Here is an 11,632-nt window from a genome sequence, read left to right as displayed (position 1 = left end):
GCCCCACCGACACCCTCGCCCGGGACGCGCTTGCCGTGCTGCAGCCCGGCTTCACCGGGACCGCGGCTCCCGCCTGGCTGCTGCGGCGGCTGGACGAAGGGCTCGCGTCCGTCGGGCTGTTCGGACGCAACATCGACTCGCCCGGACAGCTCGCGACCCTCACGGCGCGGCTGCGCGAGGTGCGCCCCGACGTGCTGGTCGCCATCGACGAGGAGGGCGGCGACGTCACCCGGCTGGAGGCCCGCACCGGCTCCTCGTTCCCCGGCAACCTCGCCCTCGGCCGCGTGGACGACACCGAGCTGACCCGGACCGTCGCCAACGAGCTGGGCAGCCGGCTGGCCGCCGCCGGGGTCAACCTCAACTGGGCGCCGGCCGCGGACGTCAACTCCAACCCCGGCAACCCGGTCATCGGCGTCCGCTCCTTCGGCGGCGACCCCGCGCTCGTGGCCCGGCACACCGTGGCGTACGTCGACGGGATGCAGTCGGCCGGCGTCGCCGCCTGCGTCAAGCACTTCCCCGGACACGGCGACACCGCCGTGGACTCGCACCACGCCATGCCGCGCGTCGACGCCGACCTGGAGACGCTGCACTCCCGCGAACTGGTGCCGTTCCGGGCGGCCGTCGCCGCGGGCGCCAAGGGTGTGATGAGCGCGCACATCCTGCTGCCGGCGCTGGACCCGACGCGCCCCGGAACCCTCAGCCCCGGCGTGCTCACCGGGCTGCTGCGGGCCCCGGAGAGCGAGGGCGGCCTCGGCCACCAGGGGCTGATCATCACCGACGGAATGGAGATGCGGGCCATCTCCGCCACCTACGGCCTCGAACGCGGCACCGTGCTCGCGATCACGGCCGGGGCCGACGCCATCTGCGTGGGTGGCGGACTGGCCGGAGAAGACACCGTGCTGCGGCTTCGCGACGCGCTGGTGAGGGCCGTGCGCGACGGCGGGCTGAGGGAGGAGCGGCTCGCCGACGCCGCAGCACGGGTTCGCGCGCTGGCGGACTGGGGGCGCGCGGCGCGCAGCGCGCCCGCGCCCCCGGTCCGCCAGCCGGGCGTGGGGCTGGAGGCCGCGCGCCGGGCGCTGCGGGTCGTCGGTGACGGCGCGTACGAGCCGCCGACCGAGCCCGTCTTCGTGGCCGCGTTCACTCCGATGGCGAACATCGCGGTCGGCGACGAGACCCCGTGGGGCCTCGGCGCCGAGCTGGAGCGGATGCTGCCGGGCACGAAGACGGCGACGTACGACGACCCGGGCGACCCCTCAGGCGCGGACGACGCGGGCGGCGCGGAGGACTCCGGTGGGGCGGGGGAGCTGGCGCGCGGGGTGCTCCAGGCCGCCGACGGACGCCGGATCGTCGCGGTGGTGCGGGACGCGCACCGGCACGCGTGGATGAGCGCGGCGCTCGACCGGCTGGTCGCGGCGCGGCCGGACACGGTCGTGGTGGAGATGGGGGTGCCGCAGGCGGCGCCGCGGGGTGCGCTGCATATCGCGACCCACGGCGCGGCCCGGGTCTGCGCGCGGGCCGCGGCGGAGGCGATCGCGGGCGAACCCTGATGTCCGCACGTTCCGTCGAGGGCGCCCCGTCAGGGGCGCGGGGAACGGCCCGCCCAGCCGCGACGTGTCCGCGGCCCGCGACGCTCGGACAGGGGCTGCCCCTTCCCGGCCGCCGCCGACCGCGGGCCCGATGTGGCGGGGCGCGCCGTTCCCCGCGCCCCTGGCGGGGCGCCGGCCCGTCAAAAGGGACGAATGTGTGCGGGTTCGCCCCTCTTGTGAGGGGGATCGTAGGATCGTCGTCGACACACAGCTCAGCTCATGGAGGCACCAGGTATGTCCGCCCCGTCGTCCCCGTCGCCGCATCTCCCGGGCCAGGTCATGGCCGCAGAGATGGCCGAGCAGCCCGCAGTGCTGCGGCGCGTCCTCGACGAGGGGGCGGCCGCCATCCGTGAGGTCGCCGAGCGGATCGCCGCGCGCAACCCCCGCTTCGTCCTGCTCACCGCCCGCGGCACCTCCGACAACGCCGCGCTCTACGCGAAGTACCTGCTGGAGATCCAGCTCGGCAAGCCCTGCGGGCTGACCTCCATGTCCACCACCACCGCCTACGGCGCCCAGCCGGACCTCACCGACTGCCTGGTGATCACCATCAGCCAGTCCGGCGGCAGCCCCGACCTGGTGGCCTCCACCGAGGCGGCCCGCGCGGCGGGCGCGATCACCCTCGCCGTCACCAACAACGCCGACTCGCCGCTGGCCGCCGTCAGCGAGTTCCATATCGACGTGCTCGCCGGGGCCGAGAAGGCGCTGCCCGCCACCAAGACGTACACGGCCGAGCTGCTGGCCCTCTACCTCTTCGTGGCGGGCCTGCGGGGCGGCGCGGGGGCCGAGGCGGCCGAGGCCGCGAAGGCCCTGCCCGAGCTCGCCGAGTCGGTGCTCGCCCGCAGGGGCGAGGTGCGGGAGCTGGCGGCGCGCTACCGCTTCGCCGAGCGCATGGTGCTCACCTCGCGCGGCTACGGCTACCCGACCGCCAAGGAGGCGGCGCTCAAGCTGATGGAGACGAGCTACATCCCCGCTCTCTCCTACTCGGGCGCCGACCTGCTGCACGGCCCGCTGGCCATGGTCGACAACGTCTCGCCGGTGATCGCCGTGGTCACCGAGGGCAAGGGCGGCGAGGCGCTGCAGCCCGTCCTGGACCGGCTCCGCGACCGGGGCGCCGACCTCGTCGTGATCGGTGAGCAGAGCGAGGTGGACCGGGCCTCGGCCGGGTTCGCGCTGCCCACCGCCGGGCTGCCCGAGGAGCTCCAGCCGATCGTCGAGATCCTGCCGCTGCAGATGCTCGCCTACGAGGTCACCATCGCGCGCGGCCAGGACCCGGACGCGCCGCGCTCGCTCGCCAAGGTCACCGAGACCCGCTGACGGACGAGAGCGGCGAGGGGATCCCATGAAGCACCCGGACTCGCTTCCCGGGCTGATCGAGCAGTTGATCGAGGTCGGGGCCACGATGGTGGCCCGGGGCTTCGTGCTGGCCAGCGGCGGCAATCTGTCCGCGCGGCTCCCCGGTGGCACCGAGTACGTCGTGACCGGAGCCGGCACCTGGCTCGACCGCCTCACGCCCGACGACTTCGCCACCATGACCCTGGACGGCGAGGTCACGGGCGGCCCCGCCGCGGTCCGGCCGTCCACGGAGTGGAAGCTGCACCAGCGCACCTACCGGGTCCGCGAGGACGTGAACGCGATCGTGCATATGCACCCCCAGCACGCCGTGCTGGTGGACGCGCTCGGGCACGAGATCCGGCTGCTCACGCTCGATCACGCGGTCTACGTCCGCTCGTACGGGCGCACCGGCTTCCACCCCAACGGCTCGGACGAGCTGGCGGACACCGCTGCCGAGCAGGCCAGGGAGCACAACTGCGTGCTGCTGGCCCACCACGGGTGCTCCGCGCTGGGGCCGGACATCGGGATGGCCTTCCGGCGCGCCATGAATCTGGAGGAGGCGGCGACGGCGACCTACCGCGCGCTGCTTCTGGGCGACCGGACGACGAGGTTCCCCGTCTCTCCCGACGAGGCCATGCACGGCTAGGCCCCCGGCGTCTGGCAGGGCCTCCGGCGGGGGGAGTCCGGCGGGGAATGCGACGGGCCGCGCGCCGGGCCGGGACCCTCAACCCGGCCGGCGCGACGGCCCGAGCTGCAAGACCCATGGCGCTGTCAGGGCAGAGAGCGCCACGCATCTCGCTCTGCCCTCCTGTGCGGGGAAGGCAGAAGAACGTTCCCCGGAATTGTGGACTAGACCACAACCTCCTGTCCATCCCCCGGGCCGGTAGGCTCGCGGCGTGCCCTCCATGAACGACCTCGTGCGCCAGCACACCGCCCTGTCGGACACCGACCTGGACTGGCTCCACCTGCTCATCTCCGAGTGGCAGCTGCTGGCCGACCTCTCCTTCGCCGACCTCGTGCTGTGGGTCCCCACCCGGGACGGCACCCGCTATGTGTCGGTCGCGCAGATGCGGCCCAACACCGGCCCCACCTCGCACCAGGACGACATGGTCGGCCATCTGGTCCCGAGGGGCCGCCGTCCGCTGCTGGACGTGGCGCTGGACGAGGGCCGCATCGTCCGCGAGGGCGATCCGGAGTGGCGCGAGGAGGTGCCGGTCCGCGTCGAGTCGATCCCCGTGCGCCGCGAGGGCCGGGTGCTGGGCGTCATCGCGCGCAACACCAATCTGCTGACCGTGCGGACGCCGAGCCGGCTGGAGCTGACCTATCTGCAGAGCGCGTCCGACCTGGCGCAGATGATCGCCGCCGGATCGTTTCCGTTCTACGGCCACCAGGTGGACATGGACCATGTGCCGCGCGTCGGGGACGGGCTGATCCGGCTGGACGCGGACGGCTTGGTGCAGTACGCCAGCCCCAACGCGCTCTCCGCGTACCACCGGCTCGGTCTGGCCGCCGACCTGGTGGGCCTGCATCTGGGGGAGGCCACCGCCGAACTGGCGCCGTCCAGGGGGCCGGTGGACGAGGCGATGGTGAAGCTGGCCAGCGGCTGGGCGCCGCGCGGCGCGGAGGTCGAGGCGAACGACTGCATCGTGCAACTGCGCGCCATCCCGCTGAACCCGAAGGGCAGCCGGATCGGTTCGCTGATCCTGCTGCGGGACATCACGGAGGTGCGCCGCCGCGAGCGCGAGCTGGTCACCAAGGACGCCACCATCCGGGAGATCCACCACCGGGTGAAGAACAACCTCCAGACGGTGGCGGCGCTGCTCCGCCTGCAGGCCCGCCGGATGGACTCCGACCGGGGCCGGGACGCGCTCAACGAGGCGGTGCGCCGGGTCGGCTCGATCGCGATCGTGCACGAGACGCTGTCCCAGAACCTGGACGAGCGGGTGGACTTCGACGAGATCGCGGACCGGGTGCTGTCGATGGTCGCGGAGATCTCCCCCGGCCGGGTCACCGGCCGCCGCAGCGGCCGCTTCGGCATCCTCGGCGCCGATGTCGCCACCCCGCTGTCGATGGTGCTGACCGAGGTGCTGCAGAACGCCATGGAGCACGGCTTCGGCCCGGACCAGCAGGGCGCGCTGGAGGTGCACGCCGTGCGCGGCGGGGGAGCGGGGCACGAGGACGCCCGGCTGCTGGTCACCGTGCAGGACGACGGCCGCGGGCTGCCCGCCGGCTTCGACCCGCACAGCGCGGGGAACCTCGGGCTGCAGATCGTGCGGACCCTGGTCGAGGGGGAGTTGGGCGGCAGCTTCGATATGCAGCCCGCGCCCGGCGGGGGGACGCGGGTGCTGTTCGACCTGCCGGTGGAGGCGGAGACGCGGGAGCGGGACCGGGACGCGGCCGGGGGGCCCGGGAGTTCCGGGAGCTCCGGGGGTTCCGGCGGGGCGTGAGCCCTCGAACAGGGCTCTGAACGGCACTGAGCCCCGGTCCCGTTCTCATCCAACGGGCCGGGGCTCGGCCAGAGCGCTGCGCGCTGCGGCTCGGGGGCAGCTTGGTGGCAGGGCGGTGGGCGTCAGTCAGGCGGTCGCGGCGTTGTTCCGCGCCCGGTTGCGGGCGGCGCGGCGCTTCATAGCGCGGCGCTCATCCTCGCTGAGGCCACCCCAGACACCGGAGTCCTGACCGGACTCCAGGGCCCACTGCAGGCACTGCTCCATGACGGGGCAGCGGCGGCAGACGGCCTTGGCTTCCTCGATCTGCAGCAGCGCAGGACCGGTGTTGCCGATGGGGAAGAACAGCTCGGGGTCTTCCTCGCGGCAAACGGCGTGGTGACGCCAGTCCATGGCTGCTACCTCTCCTCGTGTGTGGCTTGCTTGTGAATGTGAACGCTTTCACGAATCCATCCGACGGGGAAGGGAGACCGCATGACTGTGACGGGTCCCACTGAACTAAGAGGAGGATTCGGACTCTCAAGGGGGCCTATGAGGAAGGCCGTCCCGATCGCCATGAAGAGACTCGCAAACCTCGGCGTCGGATACAACCCCTTCCGGCAAGTTTTTTTGGAATCCTTGGTGTCGCCTCGCTCACAGCCGTCATTCCAGTGGGTGGACCCTGGCCTAAACGTTCGAGTAGAAGGACTTTCGGCTCTTCCGCTTACGCAATCACACGCAGTGCACGCCGTACGCCTGTGAACTTCACGCTGGTACGCAGCCCCAAGTGGTCACCGTCCATCTGAAGGGGGAGCGGCACCTGCGATTGCAAGGTGAAGTCCGTCAGGTCGTGCAGGGTGAGCGCGTGCTTGCCGTGCGGTCCCCGCTCGGGCGACGAGGTGAGCAGCTGCGTGGCGTACCGGCTGACCGCCGCGGGGGTCAGCCGGGAGAGTCCCAGCAGGTCCAGGGCGGTGTCGAAGGACGCCTCGGGCGCCGCGTACAGCGGCTTGTTCCCGAGGAACGACCAGGGCGCGGTGTTGCAGACTATGGCCAGCACCAGCTCGCCGACCGGCTCCTCGCCGGGGCGACTCAGCGTGATCGTCCCCTGACGGCGGTGCTGCTCGCCGAGGAACTGCCGCATCACCTGGCGTACGTAGAGGGCGTGCGTGGACCGCTTGCCGCGCTCCCGCTGCTGCTCGACCCTGCCGATCACGCCCGCGTCGAAGCCGAGGCCCGCGGTGAAGGTGAACCAGCGCGGAGGGGCCTCCGCGTCCTCCGTGCCCGGCACCCCGCCGGCCAGGCCGAGCCCGACCGTGCGCTGGCTGCCCGACTCCAGCGCGGACAGCAGCGCGCCGGTCGCCTCCACGACGTCGTTGGGCAGCCCCAGGGCGCGGGCGAAGACGTTGGTGGAGCCGCCGGGCACGACGGCGAGGCCGGGAAGGGCCGCGGGGTCGGGGCCGTGGTGCAGCAGGCCGTTGACGACCTCGTTGACGGTGCCGTCCCCGCCGAGCGCGATGACCAGCTCGGCCGAGCCGCTCTCCGCCGCCCGCCGCGCGAGGTCGCGGGCGTGGCCGCGGTACTCGGTGGTGGCCACCTCCAGCTTGAGGTCGCTGGCGAGCGCGTGCGTCAGCACGTCGCGGGTCCGCGCACTGGTGGTGGTGGCCGCTGGGTTGACGACGAGGAGCGCACGCATGGACCGAGCGTACCCAGCCCGGGGGGTCGGAAGGCCAGCGGATCCGGCATCGCCGGGCCGGGCGAACGGCACGGGGCGGCACCTTCCCGGCGGGACTCGCCCGGCGGGACTCGCCGGATACGCCCTACGCTGCCTCTGTGAGTACCGACAAGGAGACACCCCCGACGCCTCAGGCGCAGGGCCCGGCGTCCAGGCCGCGCCGGATCGCGGTGGCCGCGGCGCTGACCGGGATCGAGGGGCTGGTCGTGGCGGGGTTCGGCGTGGTCTCGCTGGTGCTGCTGGCCACGGACAAGCCCGACGACATGACGCAGGCCGTCACGCTGGCCGTGACCGTGCTGGCACTGGCCGCGCTGCCGCTGGCCGCCGCGCGGGGACTGTGGCTGTGCCGCCGCTGGAGCCGGGGGCCCTCGATGATCGTGCAGCTGCTGGCGCTGCCGGTGGCGTGGCAGCTGATGCAGAACGGCGGCTTCTCCGTGCTGCTGGCGCTGCTGCTGGCCGCCGCCGCGCTCGCCGTCCTCGGCTGCCTGGTCAACCCCGCGGCCACGGAGGCGCTGGGCATCGGGCCCCGCCAGGAGTGACCCGCGGCGAGCTCCGGGTCACTCCTCCACGAGCAGGCGGTCCCGCAGCTGGGCCAGGGTTCTGGCCAGGAGCCTGGACACATGCATCTGGGAGATGCCGACCTCCTGCGCGATCTGGGACTGGGTCATGTTCCCGAAGAACCGCAGCAGCAGGATCTTCTTCTCGCGCGGGGGCAGCTCTTCCAACAGCGGTTTGAGGGACTCGCGGTACTCGACGCCCTCCAGCGCGTCGTCCTCGGCGCCCAGGGTGTCGGCGACGGCCGGGGACTCGTCGTCGGTGTCCGGGACGTCGAGGGAGAGGGTGCTGTACGCGTTCGCGGACTCCAGACCCTCCAGGACCTCCTCCTCGGAGATCGACAGCCGCCGCGCCAGCTCGTGCACCGTCGGCGCGCGGCCGTGCAGCTGAGACAGTTCGGCCGTGGCGGAGGTGAGGGAGAGCCGCAGCTCCTGGAGCCGGCGGGGCACCCGCACCGCCCAGCCCTTGTCCCGGAAGTGGCGCTTGATCTCGCCGACGACGGTGGGCGTCGCGTACGTCGAGAACTCCACGCCGCGCTCCGGGTCGAAGCGGTCGACGGACTTGATCAGGCCGATCGTCGCGACCTGGGTGAGGTCGTCCAGCGGTTCGCCGCGGTTGCGGAACCGGCGGGCCAGGTGCTCCACGAGCGGGAGGTGCATCCGCACCAGATGGTTGCGCAGCTCCGCGCGCTCGGCGGAGCCGTCCGGCAGCTTGCGCAGTTCGAGGAAGAGGGCCCGCGCACCGCTGCGGTCCTGCGGGTCGAACTGTCCGCCGGGCTCGCCCGTCGTGTCGTGCCCGTGGATCTCCTGCTGCTGGTCCATCGCGTCCGTCCGCTCTGGCTGCTCCGGTCGCTGACTGGGCGGGTCGGCCGGGTGCGACCGGGCCTGCTGTTCGGGAATGCCCGGGGAGACCGCGCTCTGGCGGCCTGCCCACATCTCCCGCGCCTCGTGCTCGGTCACGATGCTCCGGGGCCGGCACCGCGCGTCTTGCGCAGGCTGATGCTGACCGTACGGTCGTCGGACACCGTCGAGTCCACCTCTCCGGCCAGCGCGGCGAGCACCGTCCAGGCGAAGGTGTCGCGCTCGGGGGCGCGGCCGTCCGTGGTGGGTGCCGAGACGGCGACCCGGAGCGAGTCGTCGATCAGGGTGAACACACAGCTCAGCACGGAGCCGGGAACGGCCTGCTGGAGCAGGATCGCGCACGCCTCGTCCACGGCGATCCGCAGATCCTCGATCTCGTCGAGGGTGAAGTCCAAGCGGGCCGCGAGGCCGGCGGTGGCCGTCCGCAGCACCGACAGATAGGCACCCGCAGCCGGCAGCCGGACCTCGACGAAGTCCTTTGCCGCGGGCTCGCCTGCGATCTGGGACACCCTCACCTCCAAGGTGACACGAGCCGGTTGGCCTGGGCGGGCCGAAGCGGCTGTTGGTTCGTTTCGCCTGTGACGCTATCGCGATCCGTGTCACGATGCCGAGCGCATGGATCTACGCTGCCGCATCGCCGCCTCAGCCCGTGGCTGTCACCCATAGTAAACACATGGGCACTGTACGTGGCTAGGGGGTGAGCCCACTCAATTCCGGGATGATTACGCTGCGTTGGCAGCTATGGGTACCGCTGGCGCTGCTCCGGGGTCCCCGGAGAACCGGTGGGCGGGTCTCGCCAGTTCGATACCCGCCACGTGAACCGTTCATAGCCCCGTGCGGCGCGCAATCGGACAAGGGCCGAAACATGTGCATAGCGCAGGGGGGTTCGGTGGTGATCGTCACGCTGCGTCAATGACGCGCCGGGATGGACCCGTTGACGAGTACAGAGAGTGACGATTGCAATTACGTGGCGTAGTTGCCGCGGCGGGCTAGCCCGTGATCACCGCCGTCACCGTGCTGCCCTGCTCGAACGCGCCCTGTGCGGCGAGCTCCGTGAGCGCGTGGAGCAGCTTCGCCACATAGACGCGGTCCAGCGGTGGCAGTCCGTGCCGCCGCGCGAAGTCCTCGGCGAACTCCGTCAGCCACGGCGGCGTGCGCGCGTACCCGCCGCAGTGGAAGCGCTCGTCCAGCGACCAGGCGCCCCGTGGTCCGCCGAACGCCTCCCGCTGCATCCGGCGCACCTCGCGGCCCAGCCGGCCGCCCCGCAGCACCGGGATGCCCAGCCCGCGCTGACCTGGGCCGAGACCGGCCGCCATGCCCGCCAGGGTGCCGCCCGTGCCGCACGCGACGGCCGCGACATCGGTGCGCCCGCGCAGCTCGCGGCCCAGCTCCGCGCAGTGCCGCACGGCCGCCGGGCCGCTGCCGCCCTCCGGGACCACCAGGCACGCGCCGAACCGCTCCCGCAGCAGCGCGTGCCACTCCGGGGCCGCGCGCCGCCGGTAGTCGGACCGGGAGACGAAGTGCAGCAGCATCCCGTCGGCGGCACAGCGTGCCAGCACCGGATTGAGCGGGCGCGCGGCCAGTTCCTCGCCGCGCACGACGCCGACGGTGCGCAGCCCCAGCAGCCGCCCGGCCGCCGCGGTGGCCCGCAGATGGTTGGAGTAGGCCCCGCCGAACGTCAGCAGCGCACGCGGCCCCGCCCCGCCGGCCGCCGCCAGGACGGGGGCGAGTTTGCGCCACTTGTTCCCCCGGATCGCGGGGTGGATGAGGTCGTCGCGCTTGAGCAGCAGCCGTACGCCGTAGCGCGCGAACCGCTCGTCCGCCACCTCGTCGAGCGGGGACGGGAGCCGGGGGGACGGGGATACGGGCGGTGCGGTCACCTCTCCATTCTCCGCGCCCGTCTCCGCCGTCCGCGCCCGGCGCCGCCCCCTGCTTGATGCGTCGCAGCGGCTCGGGCGGCTCAGCCGTGGCGGGCCGCGGGCGCGGGCGCGGTCGTCTGTGCGAGGAGGGACCGCACGCACCTCTCCCGTGCGTAGGGTCCCAGCAGGCGCGGCATCCGGGCGCGGGCCTCGCTCACCCGGCCCGAGCGCACCACGGCGCTGTCGTCCAGGAAGCGCCGCCAGGACGCGCACGCCTCCTCCAGCCGTCCCTGGGAGAGCAGCAGTTCGGCCAGCTCCGCCTGGCACAGGGCGCGCGAGCGCCGCTCGCCCGGCGGACGGGCGCGCAGCGAGGCGTGCAGATCACCGATCGCGCCCTCGCTGTCGCCCAGGGCCGCGCGCACCTGGCTGGACTGGTAGAGCAGCGCCGCGTCCTGGTACGAGCCCACTGGCTCGCCGGCCGGGCTGCGCGGGCCCGTCGTCAGATCGGCGGGCGCGCTGGCCAGCTGCTGCTCGGCGCGGCGCAGCGCGTCCAGCGCCCCGCCGCGCTCGCCGTCCGCCGCCCTGGCGACGGCGAGCCCGGCGTAGAGGAAGGCGCGTGCCGAGGGGGCGGTCCCGGGCGGCGCCGCCGCGCAGGCGGACTCGGTCAGGGACCGGCTCGCGCGCCGGTGGCCGAGCTGGTGCGCCTGCGAGCCGAGCGCCCTGCGGGCCAGCGCCACGCCCTCCGGGTCGTCCGCCTCCGCCGCCAGCTCCTCCGCGCCGAGGAACGCGCGCTGGGCCAGCCCGTGCCGCCCTTCGTCGGCGTACACCCGCGCCAGCAGGAAGCTCAGCCGCGCCGCGCCCGCGAGCAGCCCGCGGTGGTGCGCGCTGTCCTCACCAGCGCGCAGCGGCCGTACGAGCCCCGCCAGATACGCCGCGAGCGAGGTGCGGACGAGGCCGCCGCCGTGCCGGTCGGCCTGCTGGGCGAAGAACCGCGCGTGCTCGTGTACGGAGGCGACCTCGCCCGCCTCGTACCGGCTGGGCTGCCCCCGCCCGGCCCGGCTGGGGAGGAGAGCCGGGTCCGGGCGGGGCCCCCGTGCCGGCTCCGTGAGGAGCCGCAGTCGGTAGGGCGCCGGGGGCGGCGGGTCGGCGCGCGGCGCGGGCACCACGGGTGCGGTGAGCGCGGAGAGCCGGTCGGTGGCGTGCGGACGGGGGAACCCGGGGTACGCGGGGTCGGTGGCGTCGAGCGCGCGGTCCGGGTCGAGGGCGTACGCGGGATGTCCGGGGA

At 73.6% G+C, this 11,632-nt stretch carries 10 protein-coding genes and 1 pseudogene; 5 read left to right on the top strand and 6 right to left on the bottom strand.

Annotation, left to right across the window (positions count from 1 at the left end; translation table 11 throughout):
- From G5C65_RS20645 to G5C65_RS20630, 4 genes are all read left to right on the top strand, one after another.
- Window positions 1-1,547 (top strand): glycoside hydrolase family 3 protein (locus tag G5C65_RS20645; RefSeq protein WP_165300370.1); only part of this gene is annotated, 1,547 nt, incomplete at its 5' end.
- A gap of 273 nt (window positions 1,548-1,820) precedes the next feature.
- On the top strand, window positions 1,821-2,900 hold the full coding sequence (locus G5C65_RS20640) for an SIS domain-containing protein (RefSeq protein ID WP_165300369.1): 1,080 nt from the start codon (window positions 1,821-1,823) through the stop codon (window positions 2,898-2,900).
- A 25-nt stretch (window positions 2,901-2,925) separates the two neighbouring features.
- Complete coding sequence (locus G5C65_RS20635) at window positions 2,926-3,564, top strand: class II aldolase/adducin family protein (RefSeq protein WP_165300368.1); 639 nt, start codon at window positions 2,926-2,928, stop codon at window positions 3,562-3,564.
- A gap of 259 nt (window positions 3,565-3,823) precedes the next feature.
- Window positions 3,824-5,365 carry a PAS domain-containing sensor histidine kinase gene (locus G5C65_RS20630; RefSeq protein ID WP_241265936.1) on the top strand — a complete coding sequence of 514 codons (1,542 nt, stop codon included), beginning with the start codon at window positions 3,824-3,826 and terminating at the stop codon, window positions 5,363-5,365.
- Between the two features lie 126 nt (window positions 5,366-5,491).
- On the opposite strand, the gene G5C65_RS20625 is transcribed toward G5C65_RS20630, so the two are convergent.
- Window positions 5,492-5,755, bottom strand: a complete 264-nt coding sequence (locus tag G5C65_RS20625) for a WhiB family transcriptional regulator (RefSeq protein WP_016469673.1) — start codon at window positions 5,753-5,755, stop codon at window positions 5,492-5,494.
- Between the two features lie 310 nt (window positions 5,756-6,065).
- Window positions 6,066-7,034, bottom strand: a complete 969-nt coding sequence (locus G5C65_RS20620) for a diacylglycerol/lipid kinase family protein (RefSeq protein WP_165300367.1) — start codon at window positions 7,032-7,034, stop codon at window positions 6,066-6,068.
- 137 nt (window positions 7,035-7,171) lie between these two features.
- On the opposite strand from G5C65_RS20620, the gene G5C65_RS20615 reads away from it, so the two are divergent.
- Window positions 7,172-7,612: a hypothetical protein gene (locus tag G5C65_RS20615; protein WP_338146552.1), complete on the top strand. Its 441-nt coding sequence runs from the start codon at window positions 7,172-7,174 to the stop codon at window positions 7,610-7,612.
- A gap of 18 nt (window positions 7,613-7,630) precedes the next feature.
- On the opposite strand, the gene G5C65_RS20610 is transcribed toward G5C65_RS20615, so the two are convergent.
- The 4 genes and pseudogenes from G5C65_RS20610 to G5C65_RS20595 form a co-directional block, all read right to left on the bottom strand.
- Window positions 7,631-8,587 (bottom strand): RNA polymerase sigma factor SigF, encoded by a 957-nt coding sequence (locus G5C65_RS20610; protein WP_420903337.1) that lies wholly within the window; start codon window positions 8,585-8,587, stop codon window positions 7,631-7,633.
- The gene (locus G5C65_RS20605) at window positions 8,584-8,997 is read right to left on the bottom strand and encodes an ATP-binding protein (RefSeq protein ID WP_165300366.1); all 414 of its coding nucleotides are present in this window, start codon (window positions 8,995-8,997) and stop codon (window positions 8,584-8,586) included. Before G5C65_RS20605 ends, G5C65_RS20610 begins: the two co-directional genes overlap by 4 nt.
- Before the next feature lie 480 nt (window positions 8,998-9,477).
- Complete coding sequence (locus G5C65_RS20600; RefSeq protein ID WP_165300365.1) at window positions 9,478-10,368, bottom strand: pyridoxal-phosphate dependent enzyme; 891 nt, start codon at window positions 10,366-10,368, stop codon at window positions 9,478-9,480.
- 80 nt (window positions 10,369-10,448) lie between these two features.
- Window positions 10,449-11,632: pseudogene (locus G5C65_RS20595) on the bottom strand (hypothetical protein); the annotation flags it as partial.

The sequence above is a fragment of the Streptomyces boncukensis genome, from assembly GCF_011045075.1.
Taxonomy (GTDB): domain Bacteria; phylum Actinomycetota; class Actinomycetes; order Streptomycetales; family Streptomycetaceae; genus Streptomyces; species Streptomyces boncukensis.
This window is presented reverse-complemented; position numbering and strand designations above follow the sequence as displayed.